The sequence below is a fragment of the Sorangium aterium genome (assembly GCF_028368935.1).
Taxonomy (GTDB): Bacteria; Myxococcota_A; Polyangia; order Polyangiales; family Polyangiaceae; genus Sorangium; species Sorangium atrum.
In genome coordinates this window covers 1442383-1459919 of record NZ_JAQNDK010000001.1, presented here as the reverse complement: position 1 = coordinate 1459919, position 17537 = coordinate 1442383, and the positions used below count along the sequence as shown (strand labels likewise).

Sequence of the window (17537 nt, the reverse complement as noted above, 5' to 3'; positions counted from 1 at the left end):
GCCCGCGTGCTGCTCGCTCAAATCCAGCCGTTTTGTCGCCGATTTTGACGCGCCATCCCGCATCGGGGGCGATCGGGCTAGTGACACCGTAGGCGACGTGTTGCCGGAGATCGCGATCGGCGCGACGACGGACAACGGCGGGCGCAGCGGAGGTTCGGGTATGGGTGGATCGAGCGAGTTGGTTCTGCGTGAGGTGAACGGGTGGACGGTGGGGTTCCGCGACGGCGAGGATGAGCCGCTGGTGAGGGACGTCGACCTCGCTGATCGGCTCGAGTACGAGCGGCCGAGAAAGATACGGGAGTTGATCGAGCGGCACCGCGAAGCCGGAAACCTCAATGATTCCGAGGTTCGCCCCACGGTGGGGCGAACCTCCCCGCAGGGTGGTCGGCCAGGTACCGAGTACTGGCTCACCGAGGCCGCTGCGCTCTTCATCGTCACGAAGAGCGAGACGCCAACAGCCATCGCCATCACCAGGGAGCTGATCGCGGTCTATATGGCCGCACGGCGCAGCGAGTTGTCGGCGGTTCGGCAGCCGGCCAACGACACGCGAGACGCTGAACTCGAACGCGCGAGGGTCATCACCCGCATCGTCGAACTCATGTCGCCCGCGGTCTCCCAAGAGTCGAAGGACGCCGCCCTCGCCCATGGGCTGCGCCTCCTGACGGGCCAGCGCGCGGCCGACGTGCTGCCCGCACTGCCCGGAGGGCAGTGGCACCGCCCCGACGACATCGCGAGGTTGGCCGGAGTGAGCCGGCAGATGGTCGGCATCCGGATCACGAAGCTCGGGATCAGGGGCAAGGAGCCGCACTGCAAGACCATCATGGACAAGAAACCAGGGTCCGATGTAGCCGATGTGCCGTGCTACCTGTACGACGATCACTACAAGGACCTCATCCTCAAGGACCTGGCCGAGGACCCGCCCAAGCTGGCCAAGAAGAAGGTCCAGAGCGCGGCATGACGGAGGCCGCGCGCGGAGCGAGCCGCCGCTCCAAGAAGTGCCGTCAAACAGGCTGTAATCGCGCATGAGAGCTAGGACAACCCGTGTCCTAGCTACTCAGAAACGCCGGGAAACATAGGCGTTTCGTGTTATTTTAAGGGCCACTCAGCAAAGCGCCCCGCTCTCGGCTGCAACCGGGAGCGGGGCTGCAACACACCCTGTGGTGGCCCACAGAGCGCGCGTCGCAGCCGCATGATGGGCCGGCCCAGGGAGAGAGGCAAGGCCCGTCGTGCCCGCACCGCTCCCGCTGGAGACGCGTGTCCGCATCGCGTCCGCTCTCGTGGAAGGCAACTCGATCCGCTCCGTCGCGCGCATGGTCGACGTCGACAAGGGGACCGTGATGGCCCTGGCGCTCCGCCTCGGAGAGGGCTGCATCCGGCTCCACAGCCGCAAGGTGCGCAACCTAGCGGCGCACGTGATCCAGATGGACGAGATGTGGAGCTTCGTCCAGAAGAAGCAGGCCCGCGTGACCGAGAAGGACGCCGCCGAGCACGGCGACGCGTACCTCTACGTCGCACTGGACGCGAACACGAAGCTCGCCATCTCCTTCCACGTCGGCAAGCGCGACGGCGAGAACACGGAGACGTTCATCAAGGACCTACGTTCGCGGCTCACGGTCGTGCCGCACATCACGAGCGACGGCTGGCAGCCGTACATCGAGGCGATGGCCGCCAGCTTCCGCGGCTCGGCCGACTACGCCCAGTGCGTCAAGAACTATCGCGGCGGGCCGCAGCGCTCGCCCGATCATCGCTACGAGCCGCCTCGGAACCCGTTCGTCACCAAGACGCCGATCTTCGGCGCGCCCAAGGACGAGCTCATGTCGACGTCCTACGTCGAGCGCTTCAACCTCCAGACACGTCACACGGTCGGCAGGACGCGCCGCCTCTGCCTGGCCTTCAGCAAGACGTTGCGCGGGCACCGTGCCGCGGTCGGCCTCGGCATCGCCGTCTACAACTGGGTGCGCGTCCACGGCACGCTCGGCGCCACGCCGGCCGTAGCGGCTGGTCTCGCAGAGCGACCGTGGACGCTCGCCGAGCTCGTCACCGCGGCCATGGCCGAGGAGGAGGAGGCGCCGCCGCCCGTGCCGCAGCCGCTCAAGTTGCAGCCTCGCCCCGGCGAGACGCCTGCGCCCGCTCGCGAGTTGCCCAACGGGCGCGGGTTCCTGCGGCTGGTCGGAAGCGCGCCTGCTGCGCCTGTGGCTCCCCGCGGGCCGACGCCACCGCAAGACCCGCCGCAAGCGCCTGAGCCGCGGCGGATGACGCAACTCAACCTGTTTGGAGATGGCGAGTAATATCCGCTTGTTTGTGAAGCGCCAACGGGCCATACTACTCGATGTTTCACGAGATGGTGGTGCCGGCAATTGCAACAACCGAGGCACTTTGCGCCGGGGGTGCCCGATGAGCCGTGCGCTGGAAGATGCCTGGCGATCAGTGGCAAACGCTTCGCCGCACATCAGCGGATCGCAGAAAGAGCAGCTTTGCCTACACTCAAAATCTGGAGCAGTGCTGGCCACGATCGAACTGGACTCGACGGAGTCCATGAGGCCCATCGTGCGGCACGGCCTGACGGTAGGATGCTACCGGGAGACTGCGACTGGCGCAGAATTGCCGCTGTTCGACGACGCCTGGCGCATCTACGCGTATATGCCAGTAACAGATCCGCGCGACTGGGTTATGATTGTTTGCGATGGCGAGTTCATTTCGTACTCACGTTCTCAAGAGCCGACTGCATAATTTTTCTGGTGATCTGCTCGCAGATGTCCGCCAGGGACTCGGGCGAATCCTTGGATGTGAACTCTCGCAGAATTCCAGACGGCGTCAGCCTCGGGATATGCCACCCGAGCGTGTTAAAGTTCGGCGTGAGCTGGAGAGGAACAGCGATTGTTGTTGATAGCACAGTCACTTCAATGACAAACGCGTACTTGCCTTGGTTCTTTGTCACGAAGTCGCTGACGTACTCGTCTCCGGTGTCTGCACGGAGAGAGATTTGCTTGAGTCTGCACACACCCTCGACTTCGCACTGAAGCGCCATGGCTGTGCCCGCAACTAGGTTATCCACGATGCGCAAAGCCTTCATGTTTAGGCTCTCGTCTTTGTTGGTGCGCGACGAGATCGCTTTCTCTATTTCTTTGAGCGTGGGCACGGTTCCTCCGATGCGATGTCGCAGAGACATATCGCGGTCGACGAAACCGGGTAACTAACCACCTGTGCAGCGGCAGGCGTTCAGGGTGTGGTGGGAGGAGGGGTACGGGCGCGATGACGGCGGGGAGCGGCGGACTACCGCCGCCGTCGGAGCTTCCGAGCGAGGCGAGCCCGCGCGAGCCGCAGCCGGCTGCCCGCGGTGCCGAGCGGGATGCGCAGGATGCCGGCGATCTCGGTGCCGCCGTGCCCGAGCGCCGCCAAGACGAGCACCTCTCGGGCCCAGAGCGGCATCGCAGCGATCGCCATGAGCGCCTTCGCCGCGTCGATGCGCTCACCGACGTGCCAAGGGTCGGCGCGCTCCTCACCCGTGGTCGCCCACGGGTCGTCGACCGGCACCTCTCGCCGACGGAACGCGCGTTTGTGGTAGTGCGTGCAGTGGAACCGGCACACGCCGAAGAGCCAGCGCCTCAGCGCGTCCAGCGGCTCGCGCGCAGGGTCGGGTCTGTATCGACCGGCCTGCGAGCTGATCCATGCCCCGAGCACGACGTCCTGGAGCACGTCGTCGATGTCGACGGCGGGCACGCCGAGGCCGCGCAGCGCGGAGCGGATGTGCGGCTCCTGCGCGCCGATCTCGGCGATGGTCAGGACGCGAGCGGGGCCGTCGTACGGGCCCCACGGGTTCATGGGGCACCCCGGCCGCAGTGCGGGCAGCGGTCAGCCGCGACGGGGCGGCCCAGGATGCGATCTAGCGTGGTCCCGGCGGCCTTCGCAGCGCGCAGGGCCATCGCATGCGAGCCGCCGTTGCCGCTGGCGAGCTGCTGGAGCGACCCGGCGCTGACGCCCATCACCTCGGCCAAGCAGGCCCAGGTGCCGTACAAGGCGCGCAGGTTGCGGACGGCGGCGCGGAGCCGCATGCGCTCCACGTCGGTCAGGAGGAGCGCGGGGGAACGGGGGCGACGGCGCCGTGCGGGCGCACCTTCGCCTTGGCCGCCGGTGGGCGGCTGGACTACCGTGAGCATGTCGGACCTCGTTGACGCGGGGTTCGGCCACGCGGGACGGACGCTGCCAGGCGTCGCGTCCCGCACTTCTTCCGGCGGAAGCCTACGGACCGATCACGAGGTCACAACAGATATCAGCATTCCGGACACTGCATTTTCAGGTTCCGGACACTCGGGTTGGGAGAGCGGCTATTCCGGACACCACCTGTCGAGAGCCGCCGGCAGAGTTGAAACTCTGGGCGGAGGCTGTCGAGAGCCGTTTAGGTATCATCTTTCTCGTGTTGACGGACCTCTGCGCAGGCAGGGCCCGTGCCCGACGGAGCCGCAAAGAAATCGACCGACCCTGGTCGATTTTCGTGACCCGATCGGGGTCGCGCTCCCGATTGATCTCCTCGACGGGACGGAAGGACGCCGGGCGATGGATCCCCTTCGCGCGACGCGCTCGGTCCCGGTGGCCCTGGTCCATCGTTCGCTCGCGCGGTCTGCGCGGCGCGGCGACCGCTCGGGTCGAACGCAACCAACAGACTCCCTTTCCGAGGAGATTTCAGGAGGAGAGATATGCCTGCTGTGACGAAGTCGAAGAAGCGCTCCGCGACCGCTGCTGCCGCCTCTGGAGAGCCATCCTACACTCCGCCCATTTACGATCCCGCGGCTGGCAAGAAGGCGCTAGAGGCGCTCGCTCCGGAGCTCGACCGCCTCGCCGAGGCCGAGCTCATCACCGTGAGGATCGATGTCGAGGCGGCCACGTATGCGGCGCTCGGCGTCGTCGGGTTCGTGTCCTCTCCCGACGTGCGCGCGCGCTTCGCACGGCTTCCGAAGGAGGAGTTCGACGTCACGCACGTCGACGAGCTGGAGCTCGCGTGTTTCGCCGCGCTGCACGCGCTCGCGGAGGCCCGGGCCGCCGGCGCGCTCGAGACGGAGGCGCGGCTGCCGGTCGCGCTGGTCATCGAGGGGCTGGAGGTCGAGGCGCGCATGCAGGCGCTGTGCGAGTACCAGCTCGCGGACGACCCTGCGATCAAGCCGGAGCTCGACCGGCTGCGGCCGGGCACCGGGCACCGCGACCTCGCGAACGATCTGCTCGGCTACGCGCGGCTCTACGAGCTGCGCGCCGACGTCGTGAAGACGGACCCGAAGCACTACCGGGCCGACGACGCGGCGCGCGCGCGGGAGCTGGCCGGGGCGATGATCCAGAAGCTCTCGACGGCGATGACGCCGAGGGCCCGGCAGGCCTTCGACCGGTACGTGCGGGTCTGGACGCTGCTCTGCCTGCGCTACGAGGAGGTGCGGGCGGCAGCGCTGTGGCTATGGCGGAAGAGCTCGCGCACCCAGGAGCGGTTCCCGTCCCTGTTCGCGGTGGGCAGGCCCAACTCGGCCCGGTCGTCGAGGAAGGAGGCGCCGAAGGGAGGCGAGGGGGACGGGCGCGGTGATGGCGGAGGCGGTGGTGGGAGTGGCAGCGGGGAGGAGCCGGGGGCGACGCCTGTCGTCCCGGAGTTCGTGACGGAGGGCCCTGGCTGAGCTGGTGCCGAGGCGCTGCGCTGCGCGCTCCCGGTTAGCGTGCAGCGCGGCGGCGAAGCGAAGCGCTTCCAGGCTCCCCGCCCGCGACACATCGTTCTGCTGACGGCGCCGCCTGACCGACGCTACGAGCGGACGATGCGAGGAACGGCACTCAGCTCGCTTCCATCAAGCTCGGCAGGAACGATGTCTGCTCCAGGGAGCGGCTGGCGAAGAGCAGGCAGGCCTGGATATCCTCGCGGCTCAGGCCTTCGTACTCCTCGAGGATCTCGTCCACAGTGGCGCCGTGGGCGAGCAGGCCCAGGAGGAACGGCACCGTGAGCCGAGTACCGCGCACGACCGGCTTCCCATCCATGATGTCGCTTTGCGCGGTGATGCGCTCGAGCAGGCTCTGGTCTGTCATGGTCCCTCCGACGACTCCAGCCTAGCTGGAGCGGGCACGATCGAGCCGCTGCTCGCGAGGCCGCCATCGGCGGGCTGCGTCACGGACTCGTCCTCGGGAGCTCCTGGGCTCACCCGGACGTCGCGCCAGCCAGCCCCACCCGATCCGGCGCTGCGGCGCCGCCCTGCGCGCGCTCCCGATCCGCTCGCAGCGCGGCGGCGAACCGCCTCTGGGCCTCCGCGCTGCGCCGCTTCGCGGTCCGCTCCGAGCAGCCGAGCGCCGCGCCGATCGCCTGCCAGGTCCGCTCCTCGACGTGGCGGAGCACGAGGACGCGCCGCTCCTCGTCCGGGAGCCGCGACAGGGCAGCCTCCACCGCGCGGATGGCGCGGTCGTACGTGGCGCGGAGCCGCTCGCCCTCCTCGCCCTGCGCTGTCAGCGCGCGGCCGACGAGGCCGAGCACCGCGGCGGCCGCGACCTGGTCGGCCATCCCGTCGGCCTGCGCGATCGTCTCGGCGTCGCCGTCGGCGAGCACGTCGCTCGTGTCCTGCGCCGCCTCGGCGGCGTCGTAGCCGTCCTCGCGGGCGGCGCGCCAGTGCTTCGACTCCTGCCGCAGGGCGTCCGACAGCGCGCCGTCGACGCGCCGCCACGCGTAGACCTGGAAGGGGACGCCGCGGGCGGGATCGAAGCCGAGCGCGGCCTCGTGGAGCGCCTGGACCGCGGCGGAGCGGAGATCGTCGGCCACGTAGTGCGCGCGCGTCCGCCGGAGGAAGTGGCCGCAGAGCCTCTCGACGAGCGGCACGGCCTCCGCGACGAGCGCCTGCTGGTCAGGGCTCAGGGGCCTCCGCGGCCGGTCGCCGTGGCTCATCGAGCGCCGCCTTGCCCTCGCCCCTTGGCGCCCGCCTTCGCCGCGAGCCGCTGCGCCGCCTCGGCCAGCGCCGCGGGCTCGCGCCGGTCGACCTCGCCGCTCGCGGCGGGGGGCGTGCGCGGGCGGAGCCGGTCGACGAGCAGGGCGGCGACGGGGTGCGTCGCGAGGAAGCGCGCGGTCAGCGCGCGCAGCGCCTCGAGATCCTCGGCGGGCAGGAGATCGGCGTACGGCGCGACGGCGTGGGCGACGCGGGCCTCGAGGGTCGGATCGCCGTCATCGGGGTCGGGGCGGGGGCTCGACATCGGGCTCCGGGGGCGCGCTGCCCGCTGGCGCTGCATGCGCTCGGCGCGCTTCGCGCGATGGACACCCGACGCTACCTTTCCCAGGGAGGGTCAACAAGGGCCGAGAAGCGAGGAGGGCGGGGGCGCTCTTTCGCCATCGTCGGCTGCTGCGAGGTAGGGTGTCGCGAGGTGACGAGCGTCGATGAGCCGCTGAGCCCCGGAGCGCTGTTCCAGGGGCGCTTCCTGATCGATCGCCTCCTCGGACGCGGCGGGATGGGCGAGGTCTGGGCCGCCGTCGACACGGCGCTGGAGCGGCCGGTGGCGATCAAGATCATCCACCGCTCCCTCGCGGGGGAGGCGCGTTACGCCGAGCGTTTCCTCCGGGAGACGAAGCTCGCCGCGCGGGTCGCGCACCCGAACATCGTGCGGCTGTACGACGCCGGCAGGGCCGCGGACGGGCGGCTCTTCATGGTGATGGAGCGCGCCTCGGGCGTGCCGCTGCGGGAGATCATCGCGGGCGGCGCGCGGCTCGATGCGGTGCGCGCGCTCCACTACGCGATCCAGATCGCGGACGCGCTCTCGACGGCGCACGAGGCCGACCTCGTGCACCGCGACGTGAAGCCCGAGAACATCCTGGTGAGCGACGGCGTGCGCGCGCGGCTCGTCGACTTCGGCGTGGCGAAGGACGCGCGGGGCGTGGGCCTCGGGCTCACAGGGCAAGGGAGGGCGGTCGGGACGTCGCGCTACATGGCCCCGGAGCAGGTCGCCGGGGGCGCCGTGGACGCGCGCGCGGATCTGTATGCGCTGGGCGTGGTCCTGTACGAGATGCTGGCCGGGGCGCACCCGTACGCGGTGCTCGACGAGGCGTCGGGCATCGGGGAGACGGAGATCCAGGCGGCGCACGTGCACCTGCAAGCGACGCCCCTGCCGGAGGTGCTCCCGGGCTGTCCGGAGGCGCTCTGGACCGCGGTGGCCAGGTGCCTTGCCAAGCGGCCCGAAGGGCGGTTTGCGCGGGCGGCGGAGCTCGCGGCGGCGCTGCGCGAGGTGGCGCGGAACGCGGTGACGGCAGAGAGGGCCGCGGACGACGCGGGCGCGCGGCAGCTCCTGAGCGAGGCGGCGGACGCGGCAAGGGAGCGGGCGATCCGGGAGCGCGCGGGGACACCTCGGGAGGAGAGGGCAGCGAGCACGGTCCAGCTGGCGGCGGCGCTGCCGGGGCAGGGCGTGATGCCGGGGCAGGGCGTGATGCCGGGGAGCGCGGCGCCGGGCGCGGATGCGCGGAGCAGGCTGGCGATGGCGCAGCGGTTCAGGGTCGAGCCGGCGTGGGGGCTCGGTGCGGCGCGCGCGGGGAACGCGCTTGGGACCGGGAGCGAAGCTGGCGCGGAGACGGCACCTTCACCGACGCTGCCGGGGGAGGGCGGGGCAGCGGGGACCGAGGTCGAGGCGCAGATTGCGCCGGGAGCGGCGGCGCGCGCGATGTGGACGGGCGCGCTCGTGAGCACGGAGAAGCAGAACGGAGCGGCCGCGGTCGGGCCGGGGGCGGGCTCGCCGATGAGCACGGAGACGTGGGAAGGGGTGGCCGCCCTCATGGCGGGTGTCACGGCGGGAGAGCGGTTGGCGAGGACGGAACCCTGGGAGCAGGCGAAGGCTGGCGCCGGCCTGAGGGCGACGCGGGGGGCGCTTTCTCGGACGAGAGGGGGGCTGGTCGTGGCGCTGCTGCTCGGTCTCGTGGCGCTCCTTGCCGTTCTCGTGGTTACGCTCGTGGAGGTATAAGGCCGTACCCTATGCCAGCGATCCGCCGATCCACGATGGCAAAGATCAGCGACAGCGGTCCCGTGGCTCTCGCTGGTGCGCTATTTACCGCGCCGGAGGGGGAGGAGCGCAGGCCGGCGGAGGGGGCTGTCATGATCGTGGCGTGGGGCGAGCTGCAGGCAATGCAGCCAGCGCGCGGGTAAGGGGGCAGGATGCGGCTCCGCGCAGGCGATCGGGTCGATCACTACACGCTGGTGAAGCCTCTCGGCGAGGGCGGGCAGGGCGCGGTGTGGAAGGTTATCGATCCGCGGGAAGGCGGCGTGGTCCGGGCCCTGAAGCTCGTCCGCCTCGAGGAGGCCGGGCGGCAGAGCTTCGACCGCGCCCGGCGCGAGGCCAAGATCCTCGCGTCGGCGAAGCACCCGGCGCTTGTCGCCTGCCACGGCTTCTTCGAGGATATGCACGCTGGGCTCGTGGGCCTGGTGATGGACTTCGTGCGGGGCCGGTCGCTGGCCGTGGCGGCGAGCGACGGTCAGCTGGACGGCCAGCGCGCGCTGGCCGCGCTCGAGCAGGTCGCCTCGGCGCTCGCGTACGTGCACGGCGCGGGGCTCGTGCACCGCGATCTGAAGCCGGACAACGTGCTGCTCGCGGACGGCTTCTGGTCCGACCCGCGGCGACCTGGCGCGGTCAAGCTGCTCGACTTCGGCATCGCGGCGTCGGCGGGCAATCCGCGGCCGTTGACGTCGTTGGGGGCGGTGGTGGGCACGATCCCGTACATGGCGCCGGAGCTCGTCGATCCGGCGACGTGGGGCCGAGCCGAGGGACCCTCGCGCGATCTGTTCGCGTTCGGCATCATGGCGTGGGAGGTCCTGTTCCACAATCACCCCACCGGCCTTGCGTCGAGCGCGACGCTTGTCGATTACGCACGCGCTTACAAAGCCGCGCAGGCGGGGCGCATCGTGTGGCCGCCGCGGGGGCTCGCCGGGCCGTGGGGCGCGGCGGTGGAGGCCAGTCTCGCGCTGTCGCCGCTCCAGCGGCCGGCGAACGGGGCGGCGCTGCTGGAGATCCTGCGGACGAGCGCTGCGCACGCCAATCCGGAGGCAGCCGGCGTACCCGCGGCAGCAGGGCCACTGTCACCGCTGCTGTCCGCGCCGACGTTGCCGCACCAGGTGGCGACGACACCGATGACGTCGCCGCCGGTCCCGGCCGTGGCCATCGCGCAACCGGCGAAGATGACGCCGCCGCGGGGCGCGCCCGTGCCCGCGACGCAACCGGCGAAGATGGCGCCGCCGCCGATTGCGAGCGTGATCATCACGCCGCCGCAGGACCTCTCCCCGCCGCCTGCCCCGCCTGCGCATGGCTTATCGCCGGCCGGAAGGCGAAACGGGTGGCGGCTCGCGACGCTCGCTCTCGTGATCTCGGTGATCGGCGCCGCGACGGCATGGATCGCGGGCGGCGGGACCGAGCTCCTCGTCTCCCTCGTCGCCTCGCGAGAGGAGCCGATGGCAGGGAGCATCCCGCCGCTCTCGCCCCCGTCCGCCGCGTCGGTGACGCTCCCGTCGACGGTGCCGGAGCCACCCCAGGTGCCAGCCGCGAGCACCCCGGAGATCGAGGCGTGTTGCCCCTCGCACTTGGTATGCAAGGGGCCGACGAAGCTCCGCTGCCCCCGGTGCACCGGCGCGGCTCCGTCGCTGCCCAGAGCCGCGCTGTGGTGGTTGCGCTTGTCGAGCGTGTTCGGTCCCGACGCACAGGACATGACCAGGTCCCGCCCTTACTCCAAAGTGTGCATGCGCATCGGCGATCCGCCCGTGTGTGCGCCGTTCTTCAAGATCGGGTCGCGGAATGGCGACGAGGTCAATCGCCTCGCAGTGACCACCGAGGACGTCGAGGACATGAGGATCCAGTTCTCCATCGATGGCAGCGCGTACCTGCCGGGGCGCGTGAAGAGCCCGCCTGTGCTCGTCTCGGCGCTGTGCGGAGGGCTCTACGTGTACATCGACGACCCCGAGAGGGACGATATCAAGCTCGCCGTTTACCTCGACCCCAGGACGAGCGAGGGGCCCTGATCCATGCGCGCCGACAGCCGTTCCCAGCCCACGACCGAGGAGCACCGGCCCCCGTCGGCGGGCGACGGGGAGCGCGGTCACCCCGTCCTCCTCGCGGCCTTCCCCGGGGTCGTGGCCCTGTCCATCCCCGCGTCCGGCGAGGTCGTCGGCCGCGCCTGGCTCGTGTCGGCAGGCCTCCCTGACGCCGAGGTGTCGGGCCGGCACCTCAGCTTCTCCCGGACGGGAGGTCGCCTTCAGGTCGAGGACGTCGGCTCGCGCAACGGCACGTACCTCAACGGCGTTCCGCTCCGCGCGAAGCAGCGGACGGGCCTCGATGACGGCGACGTCGTGCGCCTCGGCAAAACGCTTCTGGTCTACCGCGAGGCCTTCACCGGCGCCCTGTCGCCGGCGCCGCCGCTCGGTCGCCTCGTGGGCCCATGGGGTCTCACCGCGGTGCGCGCGGAGCTCCTCGCGCTGGCCGCGCGCCGCGAGGTCAATGTGCTCCTCCAGGGCGAGACCGGCACGGGCAAAGAGCTCCTCGCCGAGGCCGTCGTCGAGGCCCTCGGGCGCCGGGGCAAGCCGTTCGCGGCCGTCAACGTCGCGGGGATCCCCGCGAGCGTCTTCGAAGGCCAGCTCTTCGGCTGGAAGAGGGGCGCCTACTCCGGTGCTGTGGGCGATAGCCGCGGCGTGCTCCGGGCGCACCAGGGGGGCGCCGTGTTCCTCGACGAGATCGGCGAGCTGCCGCTCGAGGTGCAGCCGAAGATCCTGCGCCTGCTCGAGAACCGCGAGATCCTCCCGGTGGGCGAGGACCGTCCGGTCCGGGTCGAGGTGGCGCTCATCGCCGCCACGAACCGGGCTCTCGAGGCCATGGTGGAGCGGGGCGCGTTCCGTCGCGACCTCCTGGCGCGGTTCCTCGTTCGGATCGATCTCCTGCCGCTGCGGGAGCGGCCGGAGGACGTCTTTGCCGTGCTCCAGGCGTTGCGCGAGCGGCGGGGCACGCCCTTCGATGCGCGGGAGACCGAGGTGGAGGCGGTCGAGCGGCTCATGCTGGAGAGGTGGCCGGCGAACGTGCGCGACGTGGAGCGCCTCGCGGCGATGATCGGCCCCTCGGCGCCGCTCACGCAGCACGCGGTCGAGCGGGCGCTCGGCCCGCCCGCCGCCCGGGTGGCGCTGACCCGGGAGGCGGCGGAGCAGGTGCTCGCGGAGTGCAGGGACAATCAGTCGGAGGCGGCGCGCCGGCTCGGCGTATCGCGAGGCAAGCTGCGCAGGCTGCTGGGGCTGGCCTGAACCTACGCCGAGCGCGCGGCGAGGGCGCTGGCGCTCGCGAAGTCGCTCGAGAGCTGCCGGGAGACCCGCTCGAAGCGGAGCTGCCCTTTCGTGTCCCGGTCGGTCCAGTAGCAGCCGCTGAGCTCCGTGGGGTCGGGCCCGTGGACCCAGAGGCACACGGCCCCGCGGTGAATACGGCTGCGATCGTGGAGGAGCAGGTCAGGATCGTTGCGGTAGATGGCCGCGAGCAGGAACTCGCCGTCCACCTTGTCGAGACGCGCGGCGATGCTCGCGGAGCGGGACTCGGCGGTGAAGGTCCGGGTCTCGATCCTGGAGAACGCCTGGTCGAGGACGAGGAAGATGGTGCGCGCCTCGCCCTTGGCGGGCGTGAGCTCGCCTCGCCAGGTGCCCCGCAGAACAGGCCTGCTCACGGGCCAGGGATGCAGCAGGCCGAGCCGCCACAGCCACACGTCCCAGAGCAGAATCACGACGGACACCGCCGACACCACGGCCGACAGGGGGGTGAAGAACGACAGCGGCAGGACCCAGCCATGCCCGCTCAGGGTGAGCGCCCAGATGGCGGCGCCGAGGAGCACGAGGATCGTGAGCGACGCGCGGTTCATCGGGGGAGCAGCTCCGCGCCGCGAACCCGCCGCCATGCCGCCTTCAGGAACGCATAGGCCTGCTCTGGCGTCCGCCGCGCCGGCCCGTGGAAGAGCGGCTGCATCCCGCTCACCTCCGTCAGCGCAGAGCTGTCGGCGCCGGGCTGGGTGGCGCGCAGCAGCCAGCTCAGGACAGCCTTCGTGTCCTTCATATAGCCGCCATCTTCCAGGTTGAAGCACGTGTCCGGCACATTGTGGACGAGGCACTCGAGGACGAACGAGCTCACCTGTCCGGCGGCGCTCTTTTGCTCGAGATCACCCTGCGCGGCCATGTCGGCGCGCAGGTGCTTGAAGATGCGGACCACGCGCTTGAACCGCCTGTTGGTCGCCTCGTTCTTCGCGACGCCGCGCTTGTAGTGCTGGTCCGGCCAGTTGATGACGCGCAGCGCGGGCGCGTTGCGCGGGCGCAGCTCGACGCCATCGAAGTATTCCCATTCTCCGGCTGCAGTTTTCTTGCCGGTATAGCGGCGGTGTTTCAGGAACACCGCCACGTCGGCGTCGAGCCGAGCGCCGGAAGCGCGGACGTCGAGAGCCTTGTTTCCGGCGGCGACGTTGCTGGCGCCGAAATGGGCCCGGAGCGCCGCCTCGACGTCGTTGCGGAAGGAGTCGAAGGCGTAGCTCGAACCCTGGAGCCCGAGCATCTCCTGCGTCACCGAACCGTCGGCAGGAAATGCGTAGAAGGCGACGTCGTGCAGCACGACGGCCACGTCGATGTCGCTGTCGGCACGCGTGTTGGTGTTGTTCCGGTAGGAGCCGGTGACGGCTACATCGATCTTCTTGTGCTTCAGGTTCGACGCGCTGCGAATCGCCTCCTTGATGGCCTCGCGGGCGCGGCTGCCGCGCTCCTCGTCGGTGGCGTCGATCGTCTCGGCCCAGTCCTTGAGCGTCTGATCCCAGTTCCTTGACATGGTTCATCCCGTCGCGGGTGCGCGCCGGGCCTGCCGTGAATGCAGAGCGACCATCGCTTCGGCACAGGCACGCGCCTGTCGCACCCAGCCGGGCTCTTCAGCACCCGTCGTGCCGGCCCGATCGGGGGCGAAATGCACGGAGATGCTCGCCTGGGAGCAGGCGAAGGGCGGATCGCGATCAGACGGCGAGCTGTCCGCGATCAGCGCAGGCCCGAAAGCAAGAGGGCAAACCGTCGAGGCGATAGACCTGCGGCGCCTCGAAAGGGACGCGATGGCGGTCGCAAAGTTCCAGCCTCGTGGCTCGCAGCCATGCGCGCGGCCAGCGGTCTCCCGGCAAGCCTCGTCATGAGCTCCGTCTGCGTTGCGCCCTGACTGGGCTCGCGGTCGCTCTCTGGACGAGCTGGTGGGAGCCTCCGCCTCGGGAGCGGTGGCGAAGTTCTCCACCCCGGGGATGCGACGTCCGCAGGGGGCGCTCGACGTCGAGCGACAAGAAGCGACTGCAGCAGCGCGCCCAGCAGAGGCGCACTATCTGGAACGCCGGCCGGTAGAACGACGGCTTCGTGAACCGTAGATCTCGGGTTCACGAGCTCCCCAGCTACAGAGCTCGTCGCGTTGCTCAGACCATCCAGGGCCAGCGGCCTTCCGCTCACCCACCGGCGAGCGAACACGCTGGCATTCTCTTTGAGCCACCTTCGAGATTTGAACTCGAGACCTACGGTTTACGAAACCGTTGCTCTACCACTGAGCTAAGGTGGCACGCCTCTCGTCGAGGAGGCGCGCAGATTACCCACTCGCCCTGCCGAGTCAAGCTCTTTTATTTCCGTCCTCGAGCGACCCGGTTCCGCTCGCTGCTTCGGCTCCTTCCGTGATTCCCTGCCCCACGGCGCCCGCCGCACCCCCGGCGTCTCCTCCGGCGGCGAAGAACTCGCCCAGCCGCTCCGCCAGCTCCGCCGCCGCCGACCAGTGCATCATGTGCCCGGCGTCCGGCAGCTCGACGTGCTCCGCGCGCTTGAGCCTCGCCACCCGCTCGGCTTCGTCCTCCGGGTGCCACCCCGTCGGCCCGCCGCTCACGAGCAGCGTCGGGCACGCGATGCGGTCCAGGAACGTCATGAACGCCTCCACCTGGAACAGCAGCGGCGACGTCGTCCGGTGCATCGGATCGTACGCCCACGCGAGCCCGCCGTCCGGCTCCTCCCGCGTGAGCAGCGGCGCGCGCGTCGCCAGCACGTCGCGCGGCACGCGCGGGTGGTTCGCCACGAGCCGCGCGATCGCGTCCTTCATCGACGAGAGCCGCCGCGGCGCGCGATCGAGCCCCGCCATCTGGCGCAGCCACGCCTCGACGCGCGCGACGGCGACCTCGGGGCCGCTCGCCGGCGGCCCCACGCCTTCGAGCAGCGCCAGGCGCTCGACGCGGCCAGGGAACGCGCCCGCGTAGTACACGGCGACCGCGCCGCCCATCGAGTGGCCGACCACGCCGAGGCGCGCCGGCGCGAGCGCGTCGACGAGCGCCGCGACGTCGGCGATGTAGTCGGGGAAGTAGTAGTAGCTGCCCGCGCCGACGCGGGCGCTCCGACCGAACCCGCGCTGGTCCGGCGCGACGACGTCGTGCCCCGCCCGCGCGAGCGGCTCGGCCACGAGGTCCCACGTGCTCCCGGCGTCGAGGAAGCCGTGGAGCAGCAGCAGCGTGAGGCCCGTCGGCTGCGCGCCGTCGTCGCGGAAGCGGTGGACGCAGAGATCCAACCCGTTGGTGTTCCAAATTTCCGACGACCTACGCACCACGCGCGCGCTCCCGTGTGCAGATGCTCCCGTCAGCCCTCCGCGCGGCCCGCGCGGTCCGCGCGCGAGCCGCCGGCGCTCCTGCGCCGCGTGCGCGCGCGGGCGTCACCGCTTCGCCGGCGAACCTTTCGCCGGGGGCGCCGCGGGGGCCGCCGGGGGCAGAATCGTCCCCGTCGCCACAGGAGCGGCCGTGGCCGGATCCGCCGCTCCCGCAGGCGTCGCCGCGGGCGCCGCCCCGGTCGCGGCTGGCGCCGCGGTGTCCGCCCCGGCCGGCGCTGCGCTGCCCGCCGGCGCTGGCGCCACAGGGAGCGCGGCGCCCGTGAGCTGCGCGGCGTCCTTCAGCACCTCGTCCGCGTGCACCCCGGGATCCACGTCCGGATAGACCTTCGCGATCTTGCCGTCGGGATCGACGAGGAACGTCACGCGCGCCGTCGTCCCGAGCTTCATCGGCACGCCGAACGCGGTGGCCCAGGTGTGATCGGTGTCGACGAGGATCGGGAACGGCAGCTTGTGCTCGATCGAGAACGCCTCGTGCGACTCGCGGGTGTCGGAAGACACGCCGAAGACCTGCACGTTGGCCTGCGTGAAGCGATCCCACGCGTCGCGGAACGCGCACGCCTCCTCGGTGCAGCCCGGCGTCCCGTCCTTCGGATAGAAGTACACGACCACGGCCCGACCCCGCTGGTCGGACAGCCGCTGGATCGCGCCGTGCTGATCCGCAGCGAACACGTCGGGCGCCGTCGCGCCGACCGGGATCAGCCCTTGTCCACCATCGGGTCGCTCGGCCGCGCCACACCCGAGCAGCGAGGCAAAGGCAAAGACGACAGCAAGTACGACAAAAACGACGGCAATCGGGAAGCGTCTCTTCATCTCAGAGCGGCACGTTAGCATGCACTCGGTGGGATCGATCCGAAGCTTCTGATACGTTCCGCCGCCAGGAGACGAGGCCGATGGCGATCTTCGGAAACGACAGCGGCGCCGCGCCCGGCGTGGTGCGCCAGGGCAGGGAGGTCACCTACCCCGATTTCTCTTCGCCCACCGTGGATAAGGTCATGGTCGAAGAGCGCGCAGCCGGGCTCGGCAAAAGGAGCATCAAGGGCCCCGCCAAGGTCGCCGGCCTCAAGCTCGCCATCTCGATGATGGACCTCACCACCCTCGAGGGGAAAGACTCCCCGGGAAAAGTTGAGCAGCTCTGTCAGAAGGCGCTCCGGCCCCACGAGCGCGCGGACATCCCTTCCTGTGCGGCGGTGTGCGTCTATCCCAAGCTCGTCGCCGTGGCGAAGCGAGCGGTCTCGGGCTCGACCGTCAAGGTGGCCAGTGTGGCGACCGCCTTCCCGAGCGGCCTGTCCACGCTTGCCGTCAAGCTCGCCGACGTCCGCCAGGCGGTCGAGCTCGGCGCCGACGAGATCGACATGGTGATCGACCGCGGCGCGATGCTCTCCGGCGAGTACGGCGCGGTGTACGACGAGATCGCCGCGACCAAGCAGGCGTGCGGGCGCGCGCACCTCAAGGTGATCCTGGAGACGGGCGAGCTCGGGACCTACGACCGCGTCCGCAAGGCGAGCCGCATCGCGATGCTCGCGGGCGCCGACTTCATCAAGACCTCGACCGGGAAGATCACGCCGGCGGCGACGCCCCCGGTGACGCTGGTGATGCTGGAGGCGATCCGCGATCACGCGCAGGCGACCGGCCGGCGCGTCGGGATGAAGCCGGCCGGCGGGATCCGCACCGCGAAGCAGGCGCTCCACTACCTCGTGCTGGTCAAGGAGACCCTCGGCGACGCCTGGCTCACGAGCGACCTGTTCCGCTTCGGCGCGTCGACGCTCCTCAACGACGTGCTCATGCAGCTCGAGAAGGAGCGGACGGGCGCCTACCAGAGCGGGGACCATTTCAGCAAGGACTGACCGCGCCGCGGGGCGGGGCCGCGTCGGTGTTCAACGCGCGGCGGCGGGCGTAGA

General features: G+C 70.6%; 17 protein-coding genes and 1 tRNA gene. 7 read left to right on the top strand and 11 right to left on the bottom strand.

The features are described 5' to 3' along the window. Positions 1-97: 97 nt before the first annotated feature. Complete coding sequence (locus POL72_RS05355) at positions 98-958, top strand: hypothetical protein (protein WP_272093928.1); 861 nt, start codon at positions 98-100, stop codon at positions 956-958. A 268-nt stretch (positions 959-1226) separates the two neighbouring features. Continuing rightward, positions 1227-2288: an IS1 family transposase gene (locus tag POL72_RS05350; RefSeq protein WP_272093927.1), complete on the top strand. Its 1062-nt coding sequence runs from the start codon at positions 1227-1229 to the stop codon at positions 2286-2288. A gap of 404 nt (positions 2289-2692) precedes the next feature. On the opposite strand, the gene POL72_RS05345 is transcribed toward POL72_RS05350, so the two are convergent. The 3 genes from POL72_RS05345 to POL72_RS05335 all read right to left on the bottom strand — a co-directional run bounded on the left by POL72_RS05345 (position 2693) and on the right by POL72_RS05335 (position 4157). Continuing rightward, entirely contained in the window at positions 2693-3139 is a 447-nt protein-coding gene (locus tag POL72_RS05345; RefSeq protein ID WP_272093926.1) for a hypothetical protein, read from the bottom strand. A 134-nt stretch (positions 3140-3273) separates the two neighbouring features. Further along, positions 3274-3822, bottom strand: coding sequence for an RNA polymerase sigma factor (locus tag POL72_RS05340; protein WP_272093925.1), 549 nt, complete (start codon positions 3820-3822; stop codon positions 3274-3276). After that, a complete protein-coding gene (locus POL72_RS05335; protein WP_272093924.1) occupies positions 3819-4157 on the bottom strand; it encodes a transcriptional regulator in 339 nt (112 codons plus the stop codon). Before POL72_RS05335 ends, POL72_RS05340 begins: the two co-directional genes overlap by 4 nt. 537 nt (positions 4158-4694) lie before the next feature. On the opposite strand from POL72_RS05335, the gene POL72_RS05330 reads away from it, so the two are divergent. Further along, positions 4695-5651, top strand: coding sequence for a hypothetical protein (locus tag POL72_RS05330; RefSeq protein ID WP_272093923.1), 957 nt, complete (start codon positions 4695-4697; stop codon positions 5649-5651). Between the two features lie 151 nt (positions 5652-5802). Here POL72_RS05330 and POL72_RS05325 read toward each other — a convergent pair whose 3' ends face one another. The 3 genes from POL72_RS05325 to POL72_RS05315 all read right to left on the bottom strand — a co-directional run bounded on the left by POL72_RS05325 (position 5803) and on the right by POL72_RS05315 (position 7197). Next, positions 5803-6051, bottom strand: a complete 249-nt coding sequence (locus tag POL72_RS05325) for a DUF433 domain-containing protein (RefSeq protein ID WP_272093922.1) — start codon at positions 6049-6051, stop codon at positions 5803-5805. Between the two features lie 109 nt (positions 6052-6160). After that, a complete protein-coding gene (locus POL72_RS05320) occupies positions 6161-6895 on the bottom strand; it encodes a sigma-70 family RNA polymerase sigma factor (protein ID WP_272093921.1) in 735 nt (244 codons plus the stop codon). Then, the gene (locus POL72_RS05315; protein ID WP_272093920.1) at positions 6892-7197 is read right to left on the bottom strand and encodes a hypothetical protein; all 306 of its coding nucleotides are present in this window, start codon (positions 7195-7197) and stop codon (positions 6892-6894) included. The genes POL72_RS05320 and POL72_RS05315 overlap by 4 nt, the downstream gene beginning before the upstream one ends. Before the next feature lie 168 nt (positions 7198-7365). Here POL72_RS05315 and POL72_RS05310 point away from each other — a divergent pair, with 168 nt between their 5' ends. The 3 genes from POL72_RS05310 to POL72_RS05300 all read left to right on the top strand — a co-directional run bounded on the left by POL72_RS05310 (position 7366) and on the right by POL72_RS05300 (position 12254). Next, positions 7366-8946, top strand: a complete 1581-nt coding sequence (locus POL72_RS05310) for a serine/threonine-protein kinase (protein WP_272093919.1) — start codon at positions 7366-7368, stop codon at positions 8944-8946. 191 nt (positions 8947-9137) lie between these two features. Next, positions 9138-10988, top strand: coding sequence for a serine/threonine-protein kinase (locus POL72_RS05305; RefSeq protein ID WP_272093918.1), 1851 nt, complete (start codon positions 9138-9140; stop codon positions 10986-10988). Positions 10989-10991: 3 nt separating this feature from the next. Then, on the top strand, positions 10992-12254 hold the full coding sequence (locus tag POL72_RS05300; RefSeq protein WP_272093917.1) for an FHA and sigma-54 interaction domain-containing protein: 1263 nt from the start codon (positions 10992-10994) through the stop codon (positions 12252-12254). 2 nt (positions 12255-12256) lie between these two features. On the opposite strand, the gene POL72_RS05295 is transcribed toward POL72_RS05300, so the two are convergent. The 5 genes from POL72_RS05295 to POL72_RS05275 all read right to left on the bottom strand — a co-directional run bounded on the left by POL72_RS05295 (position 12257) and on the right by POL72_RS05275 (position 16449). Further along, positions 12257-12856: a Cap15 family cyclic dinucleotide receptor domain-containing protein gene (locus POL72_RS05295; RefSeq protein ID WP_272093916.1), complete on the bottom strand. Its 600-nt coding sequence runs from the start codon at positions 12854-12856 to the stop codon at positions 12257-12259. Beyond that, positions 12853-13803 (bottom strand): nucleotidyltransferase domain-containing protein, encoded by a 951-nt coding sequence (locus POL72_RS05290; RefSeq protein ID WP_272093915.1) that lies wholly within the window; start codon positions 13801-13803, stop codon positions 12853-12855. Before POL72_RS05290 ends, POL72_RS05295 begins: the two co-directional genes overlap by 4 nt. A 684-nt stretch (positions 13804-14487) precedes the next feature. After that, positions 14488-14559 (bottom strand) — tRNA-Thr (locus POL72_RS05285). Between the two features lie 48 nt (positions 14560-14607). Then, positions 14608-15543: an alpha/beta fold hydrolase gene (locus POL72_RS05280; protein ID WP_272093914.1), complete on the bottom strand. Its 936-nt coding sequence runs from the start codon at positions 15541-15543 to the stop codon at positions 14608-14610. A 141-nt stretch (positions 15544-15684) separates the two neighbouring features. Further along, positions 15685-16449, bottom strand: coding sequence for a peroxiredoxin (locus POL72_RS05275; RefSeq protein ID WP_272093913.1), 765 nt, complete (start codon positions 16447-16449; stop codon positions 15685-15687). 80 nt (positions 16450-16529) lie between these two features. On the opposite strand from POL72_RS05275, the gene deoC reads away from it, so the two are divergent. Beyond that, on the top strand, positions 16530-17483 hold the full coding sequence (deoC, locus tag POL72_RS05270; RefSeq protein WP_272093912.1) for a deoxyribose-phosphate aldolase: 954 nt from the start codon (positions 16530-16532) through the stop codon (positions 17481-17483). The last annotated feature ends 54 nt before the right edge of the window (positions 17484-17537 follow it).